At 50.5% G+C, this 26,132-nt stretch carries 26 protein-coding genes; 7 read left to right on the plus strand and 19 right to left on the minus strand.

Annotated elements, in window-relative coordinates:
• Positions 1 to 52 precede the first annotated feature (52 nt).
• Complete coding sequence (locus tag MTP37_RS04845) at positions 53 to 1,660, minus strand: relaxase/mobilization nuclease domain-containing protein (protein ID WP_249238425.1); 1,608 nt, start codon at positions 1,658 to 1,660, stop codon at positions 53 to 55.
• Entirely contained in the window at positions 1,632 to 2,024 is a 393-nt protein-coding gene (locus MTP37_RS04850) for a plasmid mobilization protein (RefSeq protein ID WP_249238426.1), read from the minus strand. The genes MTP37_RS04845 and MTP37_RS04850 overlap by 29 nt, the downstream gene beginning before the upstream one ends.
• Positions 2,025 to 2,414: 390 nt before the next feature.
• On the opposite strand from MTP37_RS04850, the gene MTP37_RS04855 reads away from it, so the two are divergent.
• Entirely contained in the window at positions 2,415 to 2,576 is a 162-nt protein-coding gene (locus MTP37_RS04855; RefSeq protein WP_249238427.1) for a hypothetical protein, read from the plus strand.
• A gap of 147 nt (positions 2,577 to 2,723) precedes the next feature.
• Positions 2,724 to 2,942 carry a recombinase family protein gene (locus tag MTP37_RS04860; RefSeq protein ID WP_249238428.1) on the plus strand — a complete coding sequence of 73 codons (219 nt, stop codon included), beginning with the start codon at positions 2,724 to 2,726 and terminating at the stop codon, positions 2,940 to 2,942.
• Positions 2,943 to 2,990: 48 nt separating this feature from the next.
• On the opposite strand, the gene MTP37_RS04865 is transcribed toward MTP37_RS04860, so the two are convergent.
• The 6 genes from MTP37_RS04865 to MTP37_RS04885 form a co-directional block, all read right to left on the minus strand.
• Positions 2,991 to 4,667 carry a recombinase family protein gene (locus MTP37_RS04865; RefSeq protein ID WP_002569190.1) on the minus strand — a complete coding sequence of 559 codons (1,677 nt, stop codon included), beginning with the start codon at positions 4,665 to 4,667 and terminating at the stop codon, positions 2,991 to 2,993.
• A gap of 100 nt (positions 4,668 to 4,767) precedes the next feature.
• Positions 4,768 to 4,995 (minus strand): transposon-encoded TnpW family protein, encoded by a 228-nt coding sequence (locus MTP37_RS13110; RefSeq protein WP_004607973.1) that lies wholly within the window; start codon positions 4,993 to 4,995, stop codon positions 4,768 to 4,770.
• Between the two features lie 414 nt (positions 4,996 to 5,409).
• Positions 5,410 to 5,670 (minus strand): helix-turn-helix domain-containing protein, encoded by a 261-nt coding sequence (locus tag MTP37_RS04870; protein ID WP_002590583.1) that lies wholly within the window; start codon positions 5,668 to 5,670, stop codon positions 5,410 to 5,412.
• The gene (locus MTP37_RS04875; RefSeq protein ID WP_009255547.1) at positions 5,651 to 6,082 is read right to left on the minus strand and encodes an RNA polymerase sigma factor; all 432 of its coding nucleotides are present in this window, start codon (positions 6,080 to 6,082) and stop codon (positions 5,651 to 5,653) included. The genes MTP37_RS04870 and MTP37_RS04875 overlap by 20 nt, the downstream gene beginning before the upstream one ends.
• A gap of 528 nt (positions 6,083 to 6,610) precedes the next feature.
• Positions 6,611 to 7,600, minus strand: a complete 990-nt coding sequence (gene rlmN / locus MTP37_RS04880; RefSeq protein WP_004607971.1) for a 23S rRNA (adenine(2503)-C(2))-methyltransferase RlmN — start codon at positions 7,598 to 7,600, stop codon at positions 6,611 to 6,613.
• Complete coding sequence (locus tag MTP37_RS04885; protein WP_004607970.1) at positions 7,601 to 7,786, minus strand: cysteine-rich KTR domain-containing protein; 186 nt, start codon at positions 7,784 to 7,786, stop codon at positions 7,601 to 7,603.
• Between the two features lie 381 nt (positions 7,787 to 8,167).
• On the opposite strand from MTP37_RS04885, the gene MTP37_RS04890 reads away from it, so the two are divergent.
• The 4 genes from MTP37_RS04890 (at position 8,168) to MTP37_RS04905 (ending at position 10,734) form a co-directional block, all read left to right on the plus strand.
• Complete coding sequence (locus MTP37_RS04890; RefSeq protein ID WP_004607969.1) at positions 8,168 to 8,521, plus strand: helix-turn-helix transcriptional regulator; 354 nt, start codon at positions 8,168 to 8,170, stop codon at positions 8,519 to 8,521.
• 261 nt (positions 8,522 to 8,782) lie between these two features.
• The gene (locus tag MTP37_RS04895; RefSeq protein ID WP_002585086.1) at positions 8,783 to 9,112 is read left to right on the plus strand and encodes a plasmid mobilization protein; all 330 of its coding nucleotides are present in this window, start codon (positions 8,783 to 8,785) and stop codon (positions 9,110 to 9,112) included.
• Positions 9,073 to 10,419, plus strand: a complete 1,347-nt coding sequence (locus MTP37_RS04900) for a relaxase/mobilization nuclease domain-containing protein (RefSeq protein WP_002585087.1) — start codon at positions 9,073 to 9,075, stop codon at positions 10,417 to 10,419. The genes MTP37_RS04895 and MTP37_RS04900 overlap by 40 nt, the downstream gene beginning before the upstream one ends.
• Before the next feature lie 63 nt (positions 10,420 to 10,482).
• Entirely contained in the window at positions 10,483 to 10,734 is a 252-nt protein-coding gene (locus MTP37_RS04905) for a helix-turn-helix domain-containing protein (RefSeq protein WP_002585088.1), read from the plus strand.
• Positions 10,735 to 10,911: 177 nt separating this feature from the next.
• Here MTP37_RS04905 and MTP37_RS04910 read toward each other — a convergent pair whose 3' ends face one another.
• The 5 genes from MTP37_RS04910 to MTP37_RS04930 all read right to left on the minus strand — a co-directional run bounded on the left by MTP37_RS04910 (position 10,912) and on the right by MTP37_RS04930 (position 18,090).
• Positions 10,912 to 11,277 (minus strand): cysteine-rich VLP domain-containing protein, encoded by a 366-nt coding sequence (locus MTP37_RS04910; RefSeq protein ID WP_002585089.1) that lies wholly within the window; start codon positions 11,275 to 11,277, stop codon positions 10,912 to 10,914.
• Entirely contained in the window at positions 11,274 to 11,480 is a 207-nt protein-coding gene (locus MTP37_RS04915) for a transposon-transfer assisting family protein (RefSeq protein WP_002569181.1), read from the minus strand. Before MTP37_RS04915 ends, MTP37_RS04910 begins: the two co-directional genes overlap by 4 nt.
• 2 nt (positions 11,481 to 11,482) lie before the next feature.
• Positions 11,483 to 12,436 carry a hypothetical protein gene (locus MTP37_RS04920; protein ID WP_002585090.1) on the minus strand — a complete coding sequence of 318 codons (954 nt, stop codon included), beginning with the start codon at positions 12,434 to 12,436 and terminating at the stop codon, positions 11,483 to 11,485.
• A 3-nt stretch (positions 12,437 to 12,439) separates the two neighbouring features.
• On the minus strand, positions 12,440 to 15,766 hold the full coding sequence (locus MTP37_RS04925; protein ID WP_006859298.1) for an antirestriction protein ArdA: 3,327 nt from the start codon (positions 15,764 to 15,766) through the stop codon (positions 12,440 to 12,442).
• Positions 15,767 to 16,005: 239 nt separating this feature from the next.
• The gene (locus MTP37_RS04930) at positions 16,006 to 18,090 is read right to left on the minus strand and encodes a DNA topoisomerase 3 (protein ID WP_007037046.1); all 2,085 of its coding nucleotides are present in this window, start codon (positions 18,088 to 18,090) and stop codon (positions 16,006 to 16,008) included.
• A 78-nt stretch (positions 18,091 to 18,168) separates the two neighbouring features.
• Here MTP37_RS04930 and MTP37_RS04935 point away from each other — a divergent pair, with 78 nt between their 5' ends.
• A complete protein-coding gene (locus MTP37_RS04935) occupies positions 18,169 to 18,921 on the plus strand; it encodes a Shedu anti-phage system protein SduA domain-containing protein (RefSeq protein ID WP_004607960.1) in 753 nt (250 codons plus the stop codon).
• 195 nt (positions 18,922 to 19,116) lie between these two features.
• Here the strand turns inward: MTP37_RS04935 and MTP37_RS04945 are convergent, their stop codons facing one another.
• The 6 genes from MTP37_RS04945 to MTP37_RS04970 are packed head-to-tail and all read right to left on the minus strand — an operon-like array spanning position 19,117 to position 25,988.
• Complete coding sequence (locus MTP37_RS04945) at positions 19,117 to 19,827, minus strand: DUF4366 domain-containing protein (RefSeq protein WP_004607958.1); 711 nt, start codon at positions 19,825 to 19,827, stop codon at positions 19,117 to 19,119.
• A complete protein-coding gene (locus MTP37_RS04950) occupies positions 19,820 to 20,098 on the minus strand; it encodes a DUF4315 family protein (RefSeq protein WP_004607957.1) in 279 nt (92 codons plus the stop codon). Before MTP37_RS04950 ends, MTP37_RS04945 begins: the two co-directional genes overlap by 8 nt.
• A gap of 38 nt (positions 20,099 to 20,136) precedes the next feature.
• Positions 20,137 to 22,206: a C40 family peptidase gene (locus MTP37_RS04955; protein ID WP_007037045.1), complete on the minus strand. Its 2,070-nt coding sequence runs from the start codon at positions 22,204 to 22,206 to the stop codon at positions 20,137 to 20,139.
• A gap of 35 nt (positions 22,207 to 22,241) precedes the next feature.
• On the minus strand, positions 22,242 to 23,201 hold the full coding sequence (locus tag MTP37_RS04960) for a DNA-methyltransferase (RefSeq protein ID WP_006876012.1): 960 nt from the start codon (positions 23,199 to 23,201) through the stop codon (positions 22,242 to 22,244).
• Complete coding sequence (locus MTP37_RS04965) at positions 23,198 to 25,549, minus strand: VirB4-like conjugal transfer ATPase, CD1110 family (protein WP_431733266.1); 2,352 nt, start codon at positions 25,547 to 25,549, stop codon at positions 23,198 to 23,200. The genes MTP37_RS04960 and MTP37_RS04965 overlap by 4 nt, the downstream gene beginning before the upstream one ends.
• 37 nt (positions 25,550 to 25,586) lie before the next feature.
• Positions 25,587 to 25,988, minus strand: a complete 402-nt coding sequence (locus MTP37_RS04970) for a PrgI family protein (RefSeq protein ID WP_007037042.1) — start codon at positions 25,986 to 25,988, stop codon at positions 25,587 to 25,589.
• Positions 25,989 to 26,132: the final 144 nt, after the last annotated feature.

The following is a 26,132-nucleotide window of genomic DNA, read 5'->3' on the forward strand; positions in this document are numbered from 1 at the left end:
GGACCACATGATACGCTGGCTATTTTTGTTTCTAGGGGACTTTGAAAACTGGTTAGAGGGACGGTTCGTATTTTCGCGTGTGCTGCTGTTCGTGCTGCTGCACTTCTTGTTCTGCGCCGAGGATGCTGTCTACATTGGCACACACGGTCTGGAGTTCTTTGTGATAATCCTTGAAATAGCGGTAAGTATCGTATTGGGCGTCCTTCTGAATCGTAAGCTGCTCTTTTTCTGCCCGGAGGTCTTTCATGGTAGGAAACTTCCCATCAGACGAGTGCTGCTTCAGAATTTGAAGTGCTTCCTCATATTGGGCAAGTTCGTCCGAGTGAGCTTGACGGAAAATCTTCTTATTCGGGGCTTTTAGAAATTCTCCGTAAATGGATTTTGTGGAGAGATACTGACCAAGGTAATGAATCTGCTCGTTTGTTTTTCGGAGCTTGCTTTCAGTGAGCTTTGCATCGCCGCGCGCTTTTGCCATTTTGGTATAGATGGCCTCTGCAGTTTCTGAAAGTTTTTCATAAGAGTCATAGCCGTGTTCCTGCACATAGGCAATCGTCCGGGCCATCTGCTGCAGGTTGGAAATCTTGACTTTCTGCGCATAAGCGCGGCTCTGCTGGGCTTTTACACAGGTCTGCAAGTCAATCACAAGGCGCAGATCGGACTTGATGAACAGGATGGCCATAGGATTGTCTACTGCCCAATGAGGATTATTCTGCTCTGCGGTCCTTGCATTTTCTGCAAAAATTCGGAGAAGTCTGTCGCGGTCATAATTGGAACCTAGCGCACGGGCAGAGATATACTTCTGTCGGTCAGCAGGCAGATAGCTGAATCGTCCGCGGTGGTCTTTTACTGAAATTCCGTATTCCGCTTTCAGCAGTCTTTGAAATTCTTCAAAAGACGTAGCACGTTCCGCAATGTCCGAAATGGCATTGCGGATTTTTTCTTTGCCCGTTTCAAAAGTGGTGTGCATGGGAGTGATGCCCTCGATCATAAGCTCCATGTTGGCAATGTCCAGATTTTGCTGACCGCGCTGTTTGGCGTAATACTCCTGCGGCGAAATTCTGTCAGGGGCAGGGGAGAGCAGATCGACCTGATGCAGTCCCTCACGTTGGCAAATATCCATCAGGGATTTCTGAAGGTGCTTCAAATAGTCTTTGGTAAGGTGATGCTTGTAGCCAGCCTTGCAGTCGATAGGCCGCTCGGTGAATGGCTGCGGGTCAACATCAAATTTGCGCAGGCTGTTGATTATGATGTGGGTGTGAATGTTGCCTGTGCCGTTTTTACCATCGGTGTGGGTACAGACCAAAGCCTGATGCCCCGGAAAATTGGCCTTTGCATATTCCATGCCGATGGCCTGCGCCCACTCACCAGTCAGGTTGTGGTCAGTGTTGTCTTTCGGGTCGTGGCTAATAATGTAGTGGTGGCTTTTGATTTCATCGTAAGTGCTGTTCTTGTTATACTCATGATTCAACAGTTCGCATTCAAGGTCAAATGTTTCAGGATCACAGTTCAATCCCTCAAGATAAAATTCATCCCGGAGCATCATATTCCCGTTTTCATCAAGGACGGGAACCAGATGAAATTCATCATGCTGGTATTTCAGATAGTCGATGGCACTCCCATAATTGGCATTTTTACTTGCGATGTGTTTTAGAATTGCCACGATACGCACCTCCAAGCTGAACGATTTCCTGCCGCAGTTCACGGATTTCCGCAATACACTTTTTCAGTTCTTCCAACATTCCGCGTGAAGCCAGACCGCCGCCGTGGAAATAGCGGGCAATCTGATTGAGGTTGTTTCCGATGCCTGCGGCCTGAGCAGTCAACTTCTGAATTTCGCCAATATCGGCAACGATGTTGTAGTTGACAGTCACTTTTTCAGATAGAGCCTGCTTGCGCACAAAAGTAGAGATGGGATAACCAGCATCTTTTGCATATCCGGCCACCAGTTCATATTCAATGCTGCTGAAACGAACCATTACATTGCTGGTGCGTCTGATACTTTCTTCCTTTTTGGGTCGTGCCATAGTGTGATCCTCCTGCGTTTTTATAGTTGCGAAGCAACTCCCGATAAGCCGTAGGCGTTCGGCTGCGAACACATTCGTGTGGAGCCAGATAGCCAAAATCCAAGATTTTGTGCGTACCGTGGGAATGGGGAACGGAATCCCCATCAAGATTGCCAGGAACGAAAAATCACGAAAGTGAGTTTTGAGTTACTATGGGCGAATCTTGCGCTAAGAGAGAAAAGCCCCAGACTTCTGCCGTAATCCGAAGGCTTACCCTAAAAAGATGCTTCTATAAATAGGAATCCGCAGCCTTTATTTGGAATACACTTTTCAGTTTTTTTAAAATTTCTTTCAAAAACTGTATTCCAAAATGCCCTTCTGGATTCCTATTAGTAAAGGAGGATTGATCCGATGAAGCAGAAAGAGCGAATGGACGAAAAAGTGAAGCAGGAGCGAACGGAGCCTGACCATCACAGAAAAATCATCATTAAGGGTATCACCGTGTATGAATCGTTCCGGCCAGAGGGCAGTGAACTGTGGGACTGCCTCTTGCAGAGCATGGGAAAACACTGAAAAAAAGATTTTTTGAAAATGTACGCTACAGCTTGATTTTTGTGCCACAGCTTGGTAGAATACAGACGGGTTAAGTAAATATGTGCAATCAAAAGCCATTAACTTTCTGGATTTTACCATGCGAATTGCGTGGAGACGGGAGGTTTAATGGCTTTGTTTTATTATAAGGAAAAAAAGAATAAGGGCATACGAGCAGCGGCCTATCTGAGATTGTCTATCGAGGACGGAGATAAGGCTGAAAGCAACAGCATCGGAAACCAGAGAGAACTGATTCAGAATTTCGTTGCAGAACGACCAGAACTGCATTTGGTAGGAGAATATGCAGATGATGGTTACACGGGAACCAATTTTGTTGAGGTAAGATAACGATACCTTTTTTGCAGAGGGTGTTATCTTACCTCTTTTTGATGTATGTTAGATAGCATAACTCTTTACGTCGGCTCCTATCTGTCTGAAATAGGAGATACTTTCAGTAGGCTTGTCGCCTGTATCAACTCTGCCGACAAAGCTATAAAAGATTTCGATTTTGCGGGTGTTCGTTTCCTTATCCAGTTCGTGAATAAGAATACGGTCAATAAATTCATGGACGTTTTCGTAGGTCAGTTCTTCAATCGCTGTATATCTGCGTACCAGTGCGACAAACCTTTTTACGTCCGCGCTGCGCTCGGTGGCGTTGTCGATTTCCTGTGACAGCTCCGCAATCCTCCGGGTCAGCGTCTTTTTTTCTTCATCATAGCCGGAAGTCAGAAAAGCAAATTGTTCATCTGAAAGTTTCCCTAAAGCGTTGTCCTCGTAGAGCTTGCGGAATAAGATGTTCAGCTCGTTAATACGGTTCTGCGCCTTGTCAAGTTCTTTCCGCTGCTGTGTCAGCGTCTTTTGTACTGCCTTTGCGCTGCACTCGTTGGCGGTTTCGATAAACTCCTGTTCATGCTCTTTCACATAAGACGTTACTCGCTGCAAGTCTGCAAGGACAAGTTCTTTCAATACGCTTTTGCGGATATAATGCGTAGTGCAGAGCATATCATTTCTTGCCCGGTTGCGGTAGTTGCCGCAAGTGTAGGCGTGTTTCCGTTCAAGCGTCCCGGCTCCGCGTACTGCATACATTTTGTAGCCGCAGTCCCCACAAAAGAGCAGCCCGGAAAACAGGTCAATTTCATCAACCTTTGTCGGGCGTTGCCGGGTGGCAATCCGCTTCTGTGCAAGTTCAAAGGTTTCTTCATCAATCAAAGGTTCGTGAGTGTTGGGGAAGAAATACCTTTTTTCCTCCGGGTTCTTTTTCGTCTTTTTCGACTTATAAGATACCTTGTAGGTTTTCCCGGTTATGGTATGCCCTAAATACTCTTTCCTTGTCAGAATGTCGTACAGTGTCTTATCCGGCCAGTTGTACCATGCGTTGAGCTGTGGGCGGGGGTGGCGTTTGCTCCCTGTCCTGCGGTAGCGCAGTTCCCCGACGGTCAATATCTCATTGTCCCGCAGCCAGTTCTGGATTTCACACATACGGTCGCCCCGTACATACATTGCAAAAATCTGTTTTACGACGTGTGCCGTTTCCGGGTCGGGTATCAGATGATTGCGGTTATCCGGGTCGATAAGGTAGCCGTAAGGAGCTTCGCCGTTGACGCGCTCGCCTTTCTGTGCCTTTGCCTGTTTGACAGCCCGGATTTTCTTTGAGGTGTCGCGGGCGTAAAACTCGTTGAACCAGTTCCGCAGAGGGGTAAACTCGTTATCTTCCCTCGCTGTGTCTACACCGTCGTTAATGGCAATGTAGCGCACTTCGTATTCGGGGAAAACAATCTCTATCAGTTCGCCGGTTTTCAGATAATTACGTCCCAGACGGGAAAGGTCTTTTGTTATGACGGTCGCCACGTTCCCGGCTTCAACCTCATGCAGCATGGCTTGAAGCCCCTCACGCTCAAAGCTCACGCCGGAAAATCCGTCGTCTACAAAAAAGCGTGTGTTGAAAAAGTGGTGTTCGTCAGCATACTTTTGTAAAATCAGTTTTTGGTTCTGTATGCTTTCGCTTTCCCCGGCTTGCATATCTTCCTGGCTCAATCTGCAATATAAAGCGGTAATCTTGTCTGTCTGTAACATTTTGTCCTCCTTTCCGACGACAGACAAGCATGGTATTTGTACTGTCTATATTATACCACATACCGCTGCCTGTGTCATGTATAAAATGTGAAGAAACGCCCTATTTCCGGGCGTTTGCGGGGTTCAGCTCCATGTCCTTGCGAATGAGCTTCTTTATCTTTTTATCCAGTGTGTCCGTTGCGCGTTCACTTGCGGACGAACATACAAGGTAAGTAACTTTTCCGATTTTATGCTCCGTTGTGGTAACGGGCGTCTGGTTTTGCGTCAAAGAAAATCCCCCTTTCTTTCGCAAACATATAATACAGTCTATGAATAGCAGCAAGTCCACTATTCAAGAAAACAAAGGCTTTAATCGGACGGTTATTAGCATAACCTCATGGGAATTTCACCCCGGCATGGTTCTCATGCAGCCCTACCCATTGCCTGCGACGCTCTTAACGCTCGGACTGTGGCTGTAAGGAAGTATCATTGTATATTTTGCGTGTCGTCGCCCGCAAGCCGCTACACTTGCTTTCCGGCGCGGTGTTGGTCGCTCGGCTGTCCGGGCGGGGATAACCTCACCCGGATAGCGTCATGGCGCACCCACCGTATGGCTCGGCGCAAAAGGAACGTATCCGATTTGCCCTATGCTGCGCCGCCGTTATCTTGCGCCGCTTTCTTTGTCAAGGTTCAGAATGGCTTTGCTGCCGCGTCAGCAGCGGAACGGAAAAGGGGGAGAGAGAAAGCGTCCCGCCGCTGCGGTTTATTCCTCTGCCTTAAAGGTGAGGACAGCCATCATCAGTTTTGCTTGCAGCCGTTCCCGAATGTCGTGGTCTACGCCAAAATAGACGTTCCCGCGCTCGTCGTACAGCTTCCGCATGGAGAGGCGGGCTATGTAGCCGCTGAAATGCTGCAAGACAATCTTCATAGCGTCCGGGTCGCCCTTTGTCGCTGCCAAAATGACAGGATAGGGAACAAGGGCTTTTTCCGGGTAGCCGGGTTCGTTACCATTCGTCCCATTCATCAGCATTTTCCTCCAGATATTTTTTTAGCAGCTCAAAAGAGCTTGTCCGCCTGTACTGTATCGTGCTTCTCGACGTATCGAACAGCTCCGCAATCTCGGTGTCGTTCATTCCCTCGAAATAGTACAGGAGTACGGCTTTGCGCTTTTCTTCCGGCAAAGTACGGATTGCTTCAAGAAGCAGCTTCGGCGTGATTTTCTTCCCGGCTCTTTCAAAGGCGATTTCCCCTTTGAAATATTCATCAAAGGTATGAAGCTGCCGCGCTTCTTCTAAGGTCAAGTCGGAAAAGGTAATCTCCCTTGCCTTATGCCTGTGCAGCTCTTTGTGAGCGTCACACGCTTCATTGTGCAGTACCGTATTACAAAACTTCTGGAAAGCGCACTGTTTTATAAACTCCCTGCGATTAGGTTCCACATTCTCACCCCCTTTCTCGTTGGAAAGTTGGTGGTGCTTCCCCCTTTTCGCGGGGCAATACTGCCTTTTGAAAAAAACGCCGAAGATTTTCGGATTTTTTTCAAAAAATTTTTTGAGCAGCAAAATACGCCTGTCCGAAAAGCCCGGACAGACGTATAGGTATTGTAAGCGGTATTCAGATGATTAGACAGTTCATATTGATAGACGTAGTTTTCCCCGGCGGTGGTCGGGCTTTTTTTGATGTGTCAATGACCGTCGGATTTTGTCGATATGGTATGTGCTTCATGGCGGCTACCTCCTTTTAGCCGCCGCTTTTAACAGTGATACCGCGTCATTTCATTAGAAGATAAAAAGAAACGGCGGCTTTGGTTTTTCAAAGCTGCTGCGGAAATCAAAGAACGACAAGCAACAGTTCTGATTTTGCTCCAATATGGTTATTGGGGGCACAAATTAAATCAAAAAAGAGCCGATAACAGCAGTATTTCAAACTGCATATTATCGGCTCTGCGTCTGGCTCTTTTAATTAAATTATTTTTGTTGTTTTTTGGCTTTATTATATGTATTAGCTAACTGTCCACAAGCTGCTTTAATCTCTCTACCATGAGAAACTCTCATGGTAACTTCAAGTCCTGTTTGCTCTAATTGATGTTTGAACGCAACCATTTCTTGTTTTTGTGGTGCTCTAATTTTTGAATTACTCGTCGGGTTGTATTGCAGCACGTTAATCATAACATTTTTGCCCTTAAACCATTTTGCAAGTTGCCTTATATCTGAGGAACGGTCATTTATACCTGGTAAAAGCAAATACGCAAATACCACTTTTCGATTATGCCTTTGTGAATAGGACAATGCTTGCTTAACAACATCTTCAATAGCGTACATGTGCATATGAGGAATGATGCAGTTTCTCGCAGCCTGTGTTGCTGCATGTAAAGATATTGTCAACTGAATTTTTAGATGTTCTTCGCGCAATTTTTTTAATTGATTAACTGGACCAACTGTTGATACGGTAATGCCGTCGGTTGGAAAGTTAAGTCCATTTCTATCTCGAAGAATATGGATTGCTGCAATCAAGTTGTCGTAATTGAATAAAGGTTCTCCCATTCCCATAAAAACGATACGATTTACTTTTTGACGTATCAATATGACCTGTTGCACAATTTCAGATGGTGTTAGATTACGAACGAAACCATTGCGTCCGGACTCACAAAAAATACAGCCAACAGAACAACCAACTTGCGTACTTACGCAAACAGTCCCACCATCTCGCCGTTTAATAAAAACCGTTTCGATATACCTGTTGTCTTTCAATTCATAAACATACTTTTCAGTATCGCTACTTTTATAGACTTTTTTTGTTGATATTGATAGATTTTTTTTGTGAAATGGCTGTTTATACAATTCCGCATATAAGGCTCTTGCTTTATCCTCTCCAATTACTTCCGACATTTCTTTGTAAGTAAATCCGTATGGGTCATTCAATATTTCCGTAAGTGTACTTTTAGGTAAGTGTTTCATTTAATATCCTTCCTTTTGTTTTTCAGAGTTTTTGATTATGATTTCTAATTTTTCAACATCAATGATATGTGTTAATTTACATTTAGGGCAGAAAAGAGGAAAATTTCTTAATACCGTATTATAAAATACTTGAACCCTCGTCTTTCCGTTACAAATTGGACATTTTATCCAATATTTTTCAAGCATAATATTTCTCCTTTTGTGCAAAAAAATACAGGTCAATTCTCAACATGAGCATTGACCTGCATTTATACATATAACACTACAACAAAATTAAGGCATAGTTTTTATACTATGTCTATACATCGTTAGTTTTGTTGTATAGCATACGCAAAATAAGCATGACAAAAAAGCCCATATTGAAAATGGGAAAAATCTTTTTTGATTTCAATGCTTATCGAATACGCATGCTATGTAACATAAACATTTCCCCCTTTTAATAATACTATACAAAAAAAGCGGCTAATTGTCAACATATACATATGAATTATTTTGGCTAACTGATTGAATTGTGTAGACATATCCAAGAAGAAAGGGGAACAGTAAAATGTAACAGGGTGAATAACTATGGCAAAAAGACCAGTACCGAAATACGATTTCAAGGCTTTTGGGGCAGCGATAAAGGCGGCGCGGACAGGGCGCAAGGAGAGCCGCAAGAAAGTGAGCGACGAAATGTTTATCTCGCCGCGCTACCTTGCGAACATTGAGAACAAGGGGCAGCACCCAAGTTTACAGATTTTCTTTGAGCTTATGCTCCGCTACAATATATCCGTAGACCAGTTTCTTTTGGAAACGCCGCCAGAGAAGAACACGCAGCGGCGGCAGCTTGACGCGCTTCTTGACGGTATGAGCGATACAGGCATACGGATTGTGAGCGCAACGGCAAAGGAGATAGCGGAAGTCGAAACAGAGGGCAGATAAGAAGTGTCCGTCAGAATTGAATAAGGTTTAGAGAGCGTTGTAATCTTTTTTTGAGGATTGCAGCGTTTTTCTTTTGCGGAAGTTTGGCAAAACCGGGCATAGCTCCGTAGTAAGGCATAAGGGATAAAAACATTCGTAGCAAGCATAGGAAGCGGGTACCCACTTCCGTATTTTCCCCTCCCGCGCTGCGGCGCGTCGGTTGAAAATTGCTTGTTGGGAAGTGTCCCAAACCCTCGGAACGGAAAGGAAAGGAGCGAATACATGAACGGACGCAAAAGAACGGTGCAAATCAAATTCAGAGTGACGGAAGCGGAACGGGATTTAATACTGGAAAAAATGAAGCTCGTACCCACCCGGAACATGGCGGCATATCTGCGGAAGATTGCCATTGACGGGTATATCATTCAGATAGACCATGCCGATATAAAGGCAATGACCGCAGAGATACAGAAAATCGGTGTCAACGTCAACCAGATAGCACGCCGCGTAAACGCGACGGGGAACGCATACCAAGAGGACATAGAGGAAATAAAGGGGGTGCTTGCGGAGATATGGCGGTTACAAAGATTAAGCCTATTAAAAGCACTCTAAGCAAAGCCCTTGACTATATCGAAAACCCGGACAAGACGGACGGAAAAATGCTTGTGTCCTCTTTCGGCTGCTCCTATGAAACGGCAGATATTGAATTTGAATATACCTTGTCCCAAGCACTCCAAAAGGGGAACAATTTAGCCTTTCATCTGATACAGTCCTTTGAGCCGGGGGAAGTCGATTATCAGAAAGCCCATGAAATCGGAAAGCAGCTTGCCGACGCGGTAACAAAGGGGCAGCATGAATATGTACTCACGACGCACATTGACAAAGGACACGTCCACAATCACATTATTTTCTGCGCCGTAAATTTCGTAGACCACCGCAAATATAATTCCAACAAAAGGAGCTATTACGGCATACGGAACATGAGCGACAAGCTGTGTCGGGAAAATGGCTTGTCCGTCGTCGTTCCCGGCAAGGGCAGCAAGGGAAAGAGCTATGCGGAGTACCAGGCAGAAAAGACGGGTACAAGTTGGAAAGGCAAGCTAAAGATTGCCGTTGACGCGCTTATCCCCCAAGTTTCCAGTTTTGAGGAATTGTTGCAGCGGTTACAGGCGGCGGGCTATGAGATAAAGCCGGGGAAATATGTGTCATGCCGCGCCCCCGGACAGGAACGCTTCACCCGTCTTAAAACCCTCGGCGCGGATTATACAGAGGAAGCCATAAGGGAACGGATAGCGGGCAGACGGGCAAAGGCGGCGAAAGCCCCCAGAGAGCAGCGCGGCGTTTCGCTGCTTATCGACATTGAGAACAGTATCAAGGCGGCGCAGAGTAAGGGCTATGAACAGTGGGCGAAAATCCACAATCTGAAACAGGCAGCAAAGACCATGAATTTCTTGACGGAACATAAGATTGAACAGTACGCGGATTTAGTCAGCCGGATTGAAGAAATGGCAGCGGAAAGCGGACAGGCGGCAGACGCATTGAAGGACGCGGAAAAGCGGCTTGCGGACATGGCGGTGCTTATCAAGAATGTTTCCACCTACCAAAAGACAAAGCCCGTCTATGACGCATACCGCAAGGCAAGGAACAGGGAGAAGTACCGCGCCGGACAGGAACAGGCGATTATCCTACATGAAGCCGCCGCAAGGTCGCTGAAAGCGGCGGGCATTGCAAAGCTCCCGAACCTTGCCGCGCTGCAATCGGAATATGAAGCCCTCCAAGCGCAGAAAGAAGCCCTTTATGCCGACTATGGGAAGCTGAAAAAGAAAGTCCGGGAATACGATATTATCAAGCAGAACATTGACAGCATTTTACAGGCAGACAGGCAGCCGGAACGGGAAAAGGGAACAGAGCGCGGATAAGGATAGCAAAATCCCCGCCGCTGTGCTATGATAGGGCTATCAAAAAGCAGAGGAGCGTTGAGCATGGAAAACCAGAAAATGCCGGAATATGAAACCATACGCGCCGCCGTTGCCGGGGAAAAATGGGCGGTGGAGAAAGTCGTGGAGTGCTACAAGGACGAAATCGACAGGCTATCGACGGTAGCGGTCAGACAGCCGGACGGAAGCACGAAACAGGAAATCAACGAAGATATGCGCCAGTCCATCACAAAGAAGCTGATAGAAGCCCTCCCGCAGTTCCCGCTTGAAGAAATGGAAAAGGGAAATGTCAGATAGGCAAAAAAAGAACAGGGCGCGGAAGCCAGTATATGACTTCCGCGCCCTGTCTTTTTATGGGTGCTGTTTTCGTGAATGTTACGCAGTAGAACGCCATTTTTGGGGGTAAAGGTATAAAGTATCGCCTATCCGATTTTCACGCCCGGAAAGCCCTGTAAATCAAGGGATTTTCCGCGCCTACTGCGTAACAGGGGCGCGTCTTTTCCTCATGCGCTCGGCGGCTTGTCTGCGGGTGATACGTTTCCGGCAGACGGGGCAGTATTTGACACTGTTAGAGGTTGACGCAAAGAACGCGCCGCACTCGGTACATTTCTTCTTATCCCCTGTCTGGTAAAGCTCCGCATAAAGCAGCCTGTCGGCGGGAAGCACCGCAACCCGGAACCACTTGCAGAGAAGCGAATAGGAAATGAGCTGCGGACATACGCACTCGTCCCCGTCGTCCAGTAAGATACAGTTCCCGTTATCATAATTGCAGCACGTCCGGCGCACAAGGGCGTTGACTTTCCGGCTCTGGGGCGGCGTCAGCCGCTTAACCCCGTTCATACTTCATCAGCGGCGTAAATGGGAAGCTCTGCAAATTCCGCTTCGGTCAAAGCGTCCACTTTGGAAAGGGTGCGCTTTGCAAGCTCCCGCATATCCGCGTCCATGTAGGGCAGCGCGGCGTTGACATTCTCAATCAAAGCCCGCTTGCCGCCCTCGTTGTAAATGCTCAAAAGGTTTGTTTCTTCAACAGTCAGTCTAATCATGCTCATACCTCCATATCGTGATTTTTTGTTTTTGCCGCCGCCTTTTTCGGGGCGGTCTTTGCCTTGTCTGCTTTAAGCTGCGCCCGGATAGAGGGGCGGGGCTTCCTTATCTCCCTGTCCCGGTTCTCCCCCTTGTCAATCAGCGCATACGTCCCATGTCTGCCCTCGATTTTGGAAAAGGAAAGGGTCTTGTAGGGCAGCATGGAGAAAAGGCGGTCAGTGTCCTTTGTGGCTGCAAGCCGCATGAACGCCGGGGAAAGCTCTGCCATGAAATGGGTCTTGTTCGGGCTGTTCGGCTCGTAATGCCGCTTCATTTCCCGCACAATGCGCCGCGCTTCCGTTTCAATCAGCCCGTCCCGCAAAGCGGCAATATGCGCCTTGAAATCCCCCGGCGAAAGCTGCTCCCGGCTGCGCCGTTCTTCCTGTAAGAGCGATTGCAGCGCGTCCGGGTCGTTGGGTACGGCTTCAAAGCGTTCAAATTTCCCAAGCTGCGGGTCTGGGGTTCCGTCAAAATATCTCCCGGCTTCCTGTACCCTTTCCCCATGCTCATAAATCAGCTTCACCGTATCGGCGGGCAGCTCCTTTTCCTTGACGCGCTCATAATGTTTAGAGTAGTCCAGTTCGTACAGATTGCCCTTGATTTTCCCGCGCTCCTTTCCCGTCAGCTCGATTGCATAGGCAAGAACGCGGTCGCTTGTCTGCTCCATGTAGAAACGCCATGTGTTGTGGGGCGCGGTGTCTTTGAGGAAAACGTCGCGCTCCCGGAAACAGTGCGTCCCGGACGGGCGGCAGAACCACAAAAGTGTTTTGTCCTCCCTGTGGGGGCTTGCCGCCGCCTTTGCGATAATCTCTTTGTCAATGTCTAAGTCGCTCTGGTAAAAGCCTGTGTTCTGCTTCATAATCGCTTCAAGGGAAGCAAACAAATCCATGTTTTCAAATTTGCTCTGTTCCGGCATGGGTCAGCTCCTTTCCAAGTCCTGTGACTTCTGCTTTGCGTTTTTCTTCTGTGCCTTTTCCTTGTCGGCTCTAAGCTGCGCCCGGATAGAGGGTTTCTTTTCCGGCTTCGCTCCCTTGCCGCGCTCCTTGTCGGCTTTGACAGCGTTAGCCAGGTCAACAAGGGAAATCTGCTCGCCCGCCTTTACCTTTGCTTCCAGTTCGTCAACGGTGGGGGTGTTGTTGATGATACCGTCAATCATGTTCCCGTTCTGCTCTGTGGTCTGCTCGGCGGTTTTCAAGGGATTGTCCCGCTGCGCCTGTTCTGCGGCAACGGCAAACGCCCGCGTCCCATTCCCCATAATCAGATACTTTCCGTCGTCCGACTGGTGGTGAAAGCCATATCCGGCGGCTTCTATCTGCTCCCGGCTCATGGCGGTCACATGGAAAGTCCCCCTCGGTGTCTTGACAGTTTCGCCCGTTTCCAAGTCGTCCGGGGTAAGCTGCTTTTGCTCCTGTAAAAACTCCGGCACTTCCCGAAAACCTACACTGTCAACGAAATGCGCCGCGTCCTGTCCGTCCTGATGAAGCACTACCACGTCGGAAACGGAAAGGCTGTGTCCCTTAAAATCTTTGGGGTGGTCGATATTGAAACAGGTGTAAATATCTTCAAGGGAAGTTTCCGGCGCAAGGGGCGCGGAATAGACAAGCTCATAGTTCGCCCTGTCAACCACATTTCCCGCCGCCTGCAGGCGGTCGTATGGCTCAAAGCGGAAATCCCTTGTTTCGTCCCCGCCCTTTATCTGGTAAATGGAAAAGGTGTCTTTGTCCTGTCCGGCGGTCTGCGCCGTTTCCTGTGCCTTTGCGTAAAGCTGCTTCACGTCGCCCTCGGTCAGCTCGCCGCTTTTGAGCTGCCCCATAAGCTCGCGGCATTTCTCCGGCGTTCCCGTATAAAGCACGTCGCCCATTTTCGCCCGCCCGTTCTCCTGTGTCACATAGGCTTGCAAGAGGTAGCTGTTTTCCCGGCTGTCGCTGTAAGGGTTCCGGCGCACTCTGTAAATCGTTTCCGGGGTAAAGGCTTCTTTCGGGGCTGCGCCCGCTTTTTCCTGTGCGCCGGATTTTCCCGGTGCGGCTGCTTCCGGATCCGGCTTCTCCGGCGCGGCTTCCTGTCCCTCTCTGGTGGGCTGCTCCTGTCCGGCGGTCTGCTCCTTGTCCTGTGCCTTTTGCAGCTCCGCTAAGTTCTCGTCTATGGAATTGATAATCTCGGCGGCTGCGCTGCGTATCGTTTCAAGGGAGCTTTTCAGCTCGGACAGCTCCCGCCCGCTGCTCCACCCGGCGACATAGCCGAAAGAGTAGTCCGACGTGTCAAGCCCGTAATGTTGGCAGACAGTATAGGCGACGCTTTCCGCTTCGACTTCGCGGGTGCGGCGGTCAACGTGGGGCTGCTGCTCGTCCTTTGGCGCGTTGAGGTCAATGTCGTGCAGCTTCGCATGGGCGATTTCGTGAATAGCGGTCTTTAAGGTCTGTAATTCGCTCATGCCCTCGTTGATAGCAATGCGCTTGTCCTCCAAGTGGTAGTAGCCATGAGAGCCGCCCTCGATATTCTCAAAGGCGATAGGAACGGGGGAAGTCTTTTCAAGGGCTGCGAAAAAATCCTTGTAGCGGTCAACGTCGCCTGTCAGCTCGTCAACCGCAATGTCCGGCAGCTCCTTTCCCTCGGTCTGGGAAACGTCAAAGACGGATACCACCTTGTAGGCGGGTATGGTGACTTCCTTTTCCTCGGTGACGGGCTTCCCGTCCTTGCCGATAACGGGCTTCTGCGTGTGCGGGTCGATTTTCTGCATTTCCTGTTTGATTTTATAGGGTGACGGAGCAATGATTTTAATTCCCTTTTGCCCTTTCATCACGTTTCGTTCAAAGTTGTTCTTCCAAGCGGAAAAGCCCGCCACAAGGGAAGCGTCCGGCTTCTGCATGGCGATAAGGACGGTGTTTCGGAAGCTGTAATTATGGAATTTTGACATGACTTTCAGATATTCCCGGTAACGCTCGCTGTCAAAGAGTTCCGCAATACCCTGTTCCAGACGGTCGGTAATCTCTTTGAGCTTTTCGGCGGGCTTCTCGCTCGTCAGCACGATAGGGATAACCGGGCGCGGCTCCTGTGGCTGCTCTGCGGTCTGCGCCGTTCTCTGCCCCGGCGCGGCTGCGTCCATTTCTACCTTTGACGGGTCGGGTCTTTCCGGCTGCGGGGGCTGCGGCGTTACCCGGTATTCCTCCGGCACGTCGCGCCCGTCGTACCATTCTGTAAAGGTGTTGCGGTTGTTGTAGATATAGCCCTTTTCGGTAAACATACCGTCGTCGTTAATGGAAGCGTCCCGCCCGTATTCCTCATACATGAAATACTTTTTCGCTTCTTCGGGAAGTTCCGGTTCTTCCAGTTCATCAACCAGATAACGCCCGTATTCTTCTTCATTGTGGACGGACGGATAAATCCAGTAGCAGTCAAGGTTCTGTGCAAGGTTGATAATGTCCTGTAAGCTGTCGGCATGGTCGCCGTATTCAATGGCTGCAATGAATTTCTCCCGGTCGTCGTCAAACTGCATTTCCAAGAGCTTCCCTAAATAGTTCAGCTCGTCGGGGTGGGAATACTCGCTTAAATGCTCCGTCAAGCCGGGGATAGTGGATTGAAATTCTGTGAAATGCCATTCCTCATAGTGCTTGAAGTCAATCCCGATACGGTCAAAGACTTCTTTCAGATGTTCGGCAGTCGTGGGGAATGTCACCCATTCGCCCGCGGGTCTGCCCTCGGTGTACTTCCCAAGATTGGAAAGATAGCCGCTTAAAATCGGTTCTGCCATTTGTTCGCTCCTTTCTTTTTCAATCATGCGGTGCATAAGCTCAAAATCCTCAATGCTCATGCTCCCGTCAAATACATAGGGGTTAAAATCCTCCCCGTCCCGGTAGGGCTTTTCGGAAAAGGGAAGCCCCGCTTCATGGGCGGCTGCCCTCGCTTCCTCGATAACCTCCGGGGGAAGCCTGTCGTCATGCGCTCCGATAAAACCGTCAATGTCGTTCATGCTGTTTTCGTAGTGGTAACGCACTCCGGCGGTCAGCTCGTCAAGGCTCATGTCCTCGCCTAAATGCCCGCAATAGTAGCCGTTTAAGATAACGGCGGCGGGGTCAATGCTTTTTATTTCCTCTAACCGGCTCCTGTCCTCCGGGTAGAGCGTATCGTCCATATCAAGATGAAAATATTCCGCGTTCCATGAACGCCCCTGTTTCCAGAACGCCACCCATGCGATACCGTCCCTAAGCTCGTCTTGATAGTCCTTTACGGTGTCCCGTAAACTTGCCATAGTGAAAAACCTCCTTTCTCTGCGGCAGCGTCATAAGCTGCATTTTTTGGCTGCATGGTCTACTACGGGTACGCCCGCATTTCTGCCAAATATTTTTGAAAATTTTTAGAGGGTGAAGCCCTCCGCAAAAGAGGGTTTGGGAAACTTCCCAACAAGCAAAATCCCCGTCCGGCGCGTCAGCGTCGCAACGGGGATTTACGGAAGTGGGTACCCGCTTCCTATGCTTGCTATTCAAGTTTTTAGTTCTTCTGCACTTCGATACGGTAGTTGACGTATTTCCCGCCAGTGTCAGCCAGAACGATAGTTCCGTCGTAGGTCTTGCCTGTTTTCGGGGAGTAGAGCTTCTTCACATTCGCCTTGCCGGATTTAAGGAGCGCGGCGGCAATCTTCGCGGAAAAAGCGGTCTTGCGTTCCTCGAAAAAGCGGTCATTCTTCCACATGACAAAGGCACATTCTTTGTTGCTGCAATAATAGTTTTTCTTCCCCTCATGGACGGGGGAACCGCAACGGGGGCATTTGCCGACAGAGGGCTTTTCCTCCCGGAACAAATCCTTTTTCCCGTCCAGTGCTGCGGCGTGTGTCTGCACAAGCTCCCGCGCCATAGCTTCAATGCCGGACAGAAATTCGCCGGGGTCTGCGGCTCCCTTTGCTATCTGCGTCAGATTGTTTTCCCATTCTGCGGTAAGCTGTGGGGAAGTGAGTATATCCGGCAGAATACAGATAAGGCTGTTCCCGTTTTTGGTAGGGATAAGCTGCTTCCCCTTGCGCTCCGCAAAGCCGCCCTTTACCAGTTTTTCAATGACGGCGGCGCGGGTGGCGGGAGTGCCAAGCCCCCGGCGTTCCGCGTCCGGGTCGGTGTCCCCGTTCCCGGCGCGTTCCATAGCCGACAAAAGGCTTGCTTCGCTGTGGGGCTTCGGCGGCGTTGTGGTATGCTCCGTTACTTTTGCGGCGGGGTTAGGAAAGCCCTGTCCCTCGGAAAGCTTCGGCAGCGTCACGTCTGCATTTTCCCCGTCCTCCGCTTCGGGCTTATCTTTCAGCGTCGCCCGGTATCTGCGTTGAAGCTCTTTCCAACCCTCCGCAAGTACGGTCTTTCCCCTTGCGGTGAAGTCTGTCCCGGCGCATGAGAAAACCGCCGTAACCGCTTCATAAATATGCGGCTCGGCGGTGGCAAAAAGCAGACGCGCCCCCGCAAGGGTAAGGATATTCTTCTCGCTTTCCGGCAGCGCGTCCGGGTCAGCCTTTGCAAGCTCCATAGTGGGAATGATTGCGTGGTGGTCTGATACTTTTTTACTGTCTAATACCTTTACAACCTCCGGCGTGAAGTCCGCGCCCGCCATAAAGGGGAGTTTTTCGCAAAGCAGCGCGATAATGCCCGCTGCGGTGCCGCCCATGTCGTCAGTAAGAAAGCTGCTGTCCGTCCTCGGATAAGTAAGGAGCCGCTTTTCATAAAGGGATTGTGCAAGGTCAAGGGTCTGCTTCGCGGTGTAGCCGAAAATGCGGTTCGCTTCCCGCTGCAAAGAGGTAAGGTCAAAGAGCTTCGGCGGGGCTGCGGTTTTCTTCTCTCTGGTGAGGGAAACGCATACCGCCGTTTCCGCTTCGCAAGCCCCTTTCAGCGCGTCGGCTTCTGCCTTGTCGGAAATCCTCCCGCTTGCCGCTTCCGCGCCGGATAAATCAAGGCGCACATGATAATATTTTTCTTTCTGGAAATGGGAGATAGCCGCGTCCCGGTCGGTGAGCATTTTTAAGGTCGGGGTCTGGACGCGCCCCACGTTCAAGGTCTTTCCATACAGGCAGGAGAAAAGCCGGGTGGCGTTAATGCCGATAAGCCAGTCAGCCTTTGCGCGGCAGAGGGCAGACGCAAAGAGCGCGTCGTATTCCTGCCCGTCTTTGAGGGAAGCAAAGCCCGCCTTGATTGCCCCGTCCTCCATTGAGGAAATCCACAAGCGGCGCATGGGCTTCTTGCAGCCCGCCGCTTCGTAGACAAAGCGGAAAATCAATTCTCCCTCGCGCCCCGCGTCACACGCATTTACCACTTCGGAAACGTCGGCGCGGTGCATAAGCTCTTTTAGGGTTTTGAATTGCTTCCCCTTGTCCGGGTCAACGGCGTACTGCCATTCCTCCGGCAGAATGGGTAAGCTCTCAAAACTCCATTTTTTATATTGCTCCCCGTAGGCGGCAGCTTCCGCAAGCTGTACCAAATGCCCGACGCACCATGAAATGAGGCAGCCGCCGCCCTCGATATATCCGTCTTTCTTTTCCTTAACGCCAAGCGCGGCGGCGATAGTCTGCGCCACGCTCGGCTTTTCTGCAATAATCAGTTTCATTTTCTGTTCTCCTTTCGGTTGTTTTAGGTTTGAAATTGGTTTATACTTTAAGCATTACTATAAGAAACAGGTGACAATATGAAATCAATACATACTTTCGATGTTTTTGCTCCTACTGATGAACAGGAAGAAGCAATGAATAAAAAACGTGGCGGGCATTACAGGCGCGGTAAAAACAAAGAAATGGATTACTTTATTGAGTGTGCTACTTCGCTATTTCCCAACAACCATTATTCAAGGTTCACACCTATATATGATACGACAAAAGAGTTTTATCAACTGATTACTTCTTCCGATACAACAGAAAGAGCTATACTAAATTGGATAGCTTCTAATCGTGCATGGAATTATTTGTTTGGCTTATTACGGCATTATTACAGAACAGGACACCATGACGATAATTATATCTTTCCAGAGTTCAAAATCGGGTCGGCTTATGTGGCTGATTATCTGCTCATAGGTAATAGTTCAGACGGTTATCAATTTGTCTTTGTGGAATTAGAAGCTCCCAACGGGCGGATAACAAAAGAAAAAGGTACTCGTTTCGGGGAAGTAATCAATAAAGGGATTGAACAGGTTAGGGATTGGCAAATGTATATTGCTGCAAATTGGAATGTAATTGTAGCAGAATTGGAAAAGCACTCATTCTCCAATACAAAGTTACCCAGACAATTATACAAATATTGCCCTTATCAAATCTACTATGCTGTGATAGCCGGACTCCGTAAAGATTTTGAGAATATTCGTGATAGAAAGCTCCAACTGCAAAATGAAAATAACATAACACTTTTGCATTACGAAAATCTCATAGATGTTGCAAACGAAAATTAAAAGTCCATTTTCAGCGTTCCGGCTCACTTGCCTTTTTCTCCTGTACCTGTTTCAGACAGTAGCCCACACAAGGGAGCTGCCCTTTGTACGGACAGGAAGCGCAAGCCGGGGAATGGGGAACGGGCGGCGCATTGTCACGCCGCCCGCCCGGTCTTTGTATCATCATCTTTTCAAAGGGATTGTCGGTAAACAGGGTCATGCTTCCTCGTCCTCCTGTTCTTCATCAGAAAGCCCGTCCCCCTCGTCCGGCTCGTCCTCGTCGTAGTCGTCAAAATCGAAATCTTCAAGGTCGGTGCCGCCCTTGACGTTTTGCTTCGGCTTCATAAACTTAAAATAATAGAACGCGCCCCCGCCGCCAAGAAGTGCCACGACAAGGAAAAGCACAAGCCCGCCCGCATTGCCTTTCTCTTTGGGCAGCTCCGGCGGTTCCTCGGTTTCCGGCTCTGCTTCCTTGCCGCTGCAAGCGGTCATGTTGTCCTTGCAGACGGGGCAGCTCACATTTACCTTTCCGGCTTCGCATTTTTCGGTGCAACTGCAAACGGCGGGCGGGGCTGCTTCGGTGCTTCCGTCCTCCATAAGTGCTAAGAGGTCGGCTTCGTCCACTTGATTAAGGAAATGTACGGTGTTCTCGCCCTCGTCGTCCCGGTCAATGAGGATATAAAAGTAATTGCCGTTTTTGGTCGTTACGGTGATAAGCTGCTTGTTGCCGCCGAAATCGTCTACAAGGGTCGCGTTCCCGTCCGGGGTAAGGGGTTCTTCCTTTTGGGGTTCCTCGTAGACAACGCCGCTGTCGTTGGTGTCGTCCTCTCCCTCCGGGGTCTGTGCAAAAGCGGTGACGGAAAAGCCGCCCGAAAGCATAAGGGCGGCGCAAAGTGCGGTCAGTGTTCTAAGGATTTTCTTATTCATTCTCGGTGTCCTCCATTTCTTCGGTGTCGTGGTCTGCGGGTTCTGCGGGGTAGCCCGGCGCGGCTTCCATGCCCGGAATACCGCCCCCGGAAAGCATAGCGGAAAGCTCATGCGGGGAAAGGCGCATGGAGCGCACAAGCTGTACGATTTGCAGGTTTTCCGCTTCGGTTTTCTGCGCTTCAAGCCCCCTTAATTTATTCTGGTACTCGGTGATTTTCTCGCGGGTCTTTGCAATCTCCTTGTCGATACGTTCAATTTTGTTCATAGCCATCAATAAATTTCTCCTTTCAGATTTTCATTTTTTTGTTGTCAGTTCCAATTCATTAAGCCGTAGCCCTTGATACAGGAGTAATTGACGGGGTAGCTCTTTATCTTGCAGGCGTCGCCGGAATTGCCCTCGACGGTATAGACGCGCTCCCCGTCCGTCCCGATAACAAGCCCTACATGGTCTGCGCTCCCGTCCCCGTCCCAGTCGAAAAAGATAGCGTCGCCGGGGGCGATATTCTCATAGCCCCTCGCGCCCCATTGCCCGCGTGACTGGAACCAGGGTACGCCCTGTGACTGGCACCCGGCAAAGCGCGGCTCGCTTTTCCCGGCTTGATTGTAGCACCATGAAACAAAACAGGCGCACCATTCCACGCGGCTGTTAAATCCGTACCAGCTCCAAAAGGGTCGCCCGCCTACGTTGCCGACTTGCCGCTTCGCAAGGTCTACAACGGCGGTGTTGCCGGGGCGTGTGCCGTTTACAAGCTGTACGCCGCTTAAATCCTCGGACGCGCCCATATCGGGGGAGCCGCCGCCGAAAATCAGCGGCTTGTTTCCGCTTGTTTCCAGATAGACGCGGTACATTTCAAGCTGCTGTGGCGTTAGAAGTTCCTCCGCAATCTCGGAAATGGGCTTGTTCGTCAGCTTCACGTTGAGGATATGGTACTCGTAGGGTACTTCCTCGCTGGTCGTTTCCCCTGTTTCCGGGTCTGTGCTTGTTTCTGTGCGGTAGCGGATTTCCGTTTCTTCCGTCAGCGTCAAAGTGTACTGCATGGCAAAGACGCGGTTTAGTTCTGCCTGTGCGCTCTGCGGGGTGTAGGTCTGTAAAAGGGCGGTGAGGTAGGACGCTAACTCATGGGGGTTATGCCCGATACTGTCAAGGTCATAGCGGTATTCGTCATAGCCGGGGTGGGTGCTTTCGATATTGTCAATCTGCTGCTGAAGCTCGTTTTCCTTTGCGGCGTAATTATTTTCCGTCGCCACAAGGTCGCTGTCCTCCGACGTGTAGGAAGTCCCAAGTATGCCGTTCATCAAGCCGGAGAACATGGAGCCGCAAGAGGAAAGCCCCGCCGATACCATGATGAATAAGAGCAGCGCGGCAACGGCGATACATACGCCCGCCGGGTGCCGCCCTACAAAAGCGATTGCCTTTTTTGTTTCCTCGGCGGTCTTTTTTGCCGCCTTGCGGGTGTTCTCTGCGGCTTTCTGCGCCGTTTTTGCGCCGCCTTTCCTTGCCGACTTTGCATACTGCCGCTTGATTTGCTGCTTCTGCATGAAGCGGGAAAGGGGATTGCCCGCAATCTGCGGATTGTCATGTAGGGATTTATGGTACTGGAAATCCACATTCGCCTTGAACGCCGCTTTCTCTGCCTTTGCCGCCGCCCGGTAGGGTTTGAGCTTGTGGCTGCGGTAGCCCTCCTTGACTTTCCGCGTCCCGTACTTTGCGCCGCGCTCTGCCAGTTCTTCGGATTTGTGCGCCCCCTCAACGCCGGAATTGTCCTTTTCAACGGAATGTATCTTGTTGTGGACGAAAATACCCGCTTCCTGTGCGGGGCGGGATAGCGGGTTATTGTGGGGCTTATTCCTTCCTATGGGCTTTTCCTGTTCCTCAAAATGTAGGCGGGTCTTGCCTTTCCCGGTGGCTTCATCAAAGGTGCGCTCCCGTACAAGTTTCTTTTCTTTGGGGATAGCCGCCTTTGCCGCGTCCAGACGGTCGGCTGCTTTGTCCGATTTTCGGATATACCTTTCAAGCTCCGGCGTTGCCCGTTCCTCGTCGGTAAACTGCAAGCGGGAAGATTTTTCTTTTGCTGTGGCTTCTGCCTGTGCTTTCCTCGCCGCCTTTTTGCTCGCCTTTCTGGTACGCGCCCCGTCGATACGCTCCAAGACGCGCTCGGCTGCGGCGGTGTCCTGTTCCCGTTCTGCCCCCGGCGCATGGGGAAGCGGCGGCGCGGCGGCTGTGGGCGCGGGAGCTGCGCCGCCCGGTATGGTCTGCGCTGCCTGTTCCGGCGGCTGCGGTGCTTCGGTCTTTGCAAAGTCCGCGTCCCTTATCCGCTTGCTGATACGTTTCTTTTTCCCGGTGGCGGCGTTTACCTCGACAGCCCCCTCGCGGGTCATTTTCTGCGTGACTTTCTCACGCGCTCGATACTGTTTTATTTTTCTGTCCCTCCAATCCGCGCCCTTGCAAGGGCGCAATACTCGGCGTTTATCTCAATGCCTATATAATGCCTGTCAAGCTGCCTTGCGGCTGCTCCCGTCGTGCCGCTGCCGAAAAAGGGGTCAAGCACAACGCCGCCTTTCGGACAGCCCGCCTTGATACAGGTTTCGGCAAGTTTTGGCGGGAACGCGGCGAAATGCCCGCCCTTGTAGGGTACGGTATTGATAAGCCACACGTCCCGCCTGTTCCGCATGGTCGGCATGAGGGCTTCGTCGTAGTAGCTGCCGCTTCTCGCCCGGTTAAGCCCCTGTACTTTCCCCTGTCCGGGTACTTCGTCCGCATATTTCTGTCCCGCGCTGCGCCCGGTGCGGTACCGCGCCGCCGTTGTGGGGGCTAACGGCTCGGCTATGGCGGCTGCGTCATAGAAATATTTCTTTGACTTCGTAAGCAGAAAGATATGTTCATAGCAGCGGGTAGGGCGGTCTTTCACGCTCTCCGGCATGGGGTTTTCTTTCTGCCAGATAATGTCGCTCCGTAAATACCACCCGTCAGCGCGTAGGGCAAAAGCTAAAAGCCAAGGGATACCGATTAAGTCCTTTTGTTTGCAGCCGGAAACGCGGTTGTTTTTTGCAATCTGCTGTCCGTTTCTGCCTTTCGGGTTCTTCGGGTCTGCATGGTAGCCCTTGTTCCCTGTGCCGCAGTAGGTGTCCGCGATATTCAGCCAGAGCGTACCGTCAGAACGCAGTACCCGGCGCAGCTCGCGGAAAACCTCGGTCAGCCTGTCAATGTACTGCTCCGGCGTGTCCTCCCGCCCAATCTGCATATCAAGCCCATAATCCCTAAGCGCATAGTAGGGCGGGCTTGTGACGCAACAGTGTACGCTTTCCTCTGGAAGCTCCCGCAAGGCATAGAGCGCGTCCCGGTTGATGATGGTGTCAGTTTTCAGCCCGTTCATGCTTCGCCCACTTCCTCCGGCTTCGTCGTCATTACCCGGTAAAGCTCGGTGTCTTTCGGGAAGCGGTCTACAAAGGGCAGCACCACGTTCCCGTAGAAGATAAGCCCCTCGCCCGCTTCGGTGTGGGTGACATATTTCATCTGCTGCGGGGAGATGTTGAGCTGCTTCGCAAGGATAGCCCGGTCGCCCGCCGCCTGATTGAGCATGAGGACAAAATCAGAGTTTTCAAAGATATTCTCCACTTCGCGGGAAGCAAGCAAATCCTTGACATTCTGCGTAATGGCTGTGGGTATGCCGCCCCATTTTCTGAAACGCTTCCAGATTTCAACGGAATAGGCGGCGGTCTGTTCCTCTTTCAAGAGAAGATGAAATTCGTCCATAAAATACCGGGTGGATTTCCTTTCTGCCCGGTTGACGGTGACGCGGTTCCATACCTGGTCCTGCACAATGAGCATACCTAACTTTTTGAGCTGCTTCCCAAGCTGCTTGATGTCAAAGCAGACAAGGCGGTTGTTCAGCTCCACGTTGGTACGGTGGTTGAATACGTTAAGGCTCCCGGAAACATACAGCTCCAACGCCGCCGCAATACGCGCCGCTTCCGGCTCCGGCTGCTTCAAAAGCTCGTTGTAGAGGTCGCCCAAGATAGGCATTTTCTCCGGGTCGGGGTCTGCAAGGAAAGGGCGGTACACGTTCCTAACGGCGCGGTCAATGACGGTCTTATCGACGGGCTGCAAGCCCTCCTTGCCGCCTATGACAAGCTCGCAGAGGGAGAGGATAAAGTCGGATTTCAGCGCAAGGGGGCTGTCGTCCTCGCTGTAATTGAGGTTAATATCCATAGGGTTCACATACTGGGGCTTCCCGTCAATGCCCTTGCCCGTAGGGGATAAGCGTATCACTTGCCCGTCAAGCCGCTGCACAAGGGAAAAATACTCTGCTTCCGGGTCGCAGATAATTATGTCGTCGTCGGTAATGAGGAAAGCGTTTGTCATTTCCCGTTTGGCGGCAAAGGATTTCCCGCTTCCCGGCGTACCCAAGATTAAGCCGTTGGGGTTCTTTAGCTGCTTGCGGTCGCAGAGTATCATGTTGTTACTAAGGGCGTTTAAGCCGTAGTACAAAGCCGCGCCCGTCTGGAAAAGCTCCTGTGTGATAAAGGGGATAAAGATAGCGGTGCTTGACGTGGTAAGCCCTCTTTGAATGGGGATAAGGTTCTCCCCAAGCGGTACAGAGGACATAAGCCCCGCTTCCTGTTGGTAGTCAAGGCGGGTTAAGGCGCAGTTGTTCTTCTGTGCAATGCCCGCCGCCGCGAATACGTCATTTTCCAGTTTCCGCTTCGTGTCCGCCATGTTCACCACAAGGAACGTCAAGAGGAACATTCTTTCATTCCGGCTCTGCAAGTCCTGTAAGAGATTCTTCGCTTCGCTGCCGAAAGTGGCAAGGTCGGACGGTATAATATCCATGTCATAGCCGCTGCGTACCGCTTTCTTCTGTTCCTCGATTTTCATTTTGTCAAGGTCGGTAATCTTGCGCTTGATTGTCTTTATGGCTTCGGTCTGGTCGATACTGTGGATATGCAGATTGACGATAACGCCCGTTTCCAAGTCCAGAATGTCAGATAAGATACGGTCGTTTAATTCCGGCGCAAGGATTTCAAGGAATGAAACCGCGCCGATTTTGCGCCCCATGCGGAAATAACGCCCCTCGCCAAAACGGAAAGAGGACGGGGCGATAAAGTCCTTTGTGGAAAGCCCGGACGGGGCAAGCCATGAAAAATCAAAGGCAAACTGCCCGCCCTCCGGGTGGAAAATGCCATGCAGCATTTTAAGGCGTTCATAGCCTGTCATGGGGCGGGCAGACACGCCCAAGAGCTTAAAGTTGTTGAGTACGTCCGTTTCGATACGGGCAAGGCGGGATTTCGCCGCGCCCAGACTGTCGGCTTCAATGGCAAAGGTGATATATTTTGCTTTGACAAGCCCGTTGTTGCCCTTTGCAAGCTGGTTTTTCAGCATATCCCGGTATTCTGTGCGGATAGAATTGAAAGCGTCCTCCTGTGCCGGGATATTGACCGCCTTTTCCGCTTCGCCGCGCTGCGTCCCTTGATTGATGAAAGAAAGCTGCACCGAAACGGAAGCGTCAAAGTAGTTGAGGAAGTCGCACCAGTTCTCAAAAATGGCGGTCTTGTCGTCTGCCTGTGCAAGCTGATAGTTAATATCTTCAAAGGCGACGGTCTTTGAGTATTTCCGTCCCGTAACCTTGCAGATACCGTCCGGGTACATCTGGATATAGGGGATTGTCTGCTGCGCGGTGTGGGCTTTCCCGTCGCCCTTTGCCTGTCTGATGATTTCCGCAATCTGCTTTTTCTCGGCGCGGGTGAGCTTGCGGGGCGGGTTAGGCTTTGTGCTTCCCGCCGCGCTGTTTCTTCGTGTTTCCTTTTGCAATCGCTGATACCTCCTTTTCAAGTTTTCTCTGCCGTTCTAAGACGGAATAAAAGTTGTCTGTCCTGTATGGTCGTTCTTTGGGGGCTATGAATTTTGTCCGTATGATGTTCTTCACCACCACTTCAAGGGGCTGTCCATGCTTCTCATACATGGCAAAGAGGAAACAGGGCAGCATGACGGCAATCATAGCCATAGACGCAAGGCTTGTGCCTGTGCTGTCTTTGAGCAGAAAGAAAAGCGGCAAGCCGAACAGGAGAGCCGCCGCAAAACATACAATCTGCCGTTTGGTAAGGTTGAAAGCTACTTTTGTCTTGACTTTGGATAAGTCTTTGGGTACGGGTACATACGCCAAGTGAAAACCTCCTTTCTCTGGGTTTGGTGTTGCTGTAATTTTCCATAAGGGTAATCAAGGCAAAGGTCAATCTATGCCCTTTGCCCGCCCGTATTATATGGGGGTTATCCGCGTCAAGGTCGGGTCGTATTTTCGCCGCTTCGC

This window comes from Faecalibacterium sp. HTF-F, assembly GCF_023347535.1.
Lineage (GTDB): Bacteria > Bacillota > Clostridia > Oscillospirales > Ruminococcaceae > Faecalibacterium > Faecalibacterium wellingii.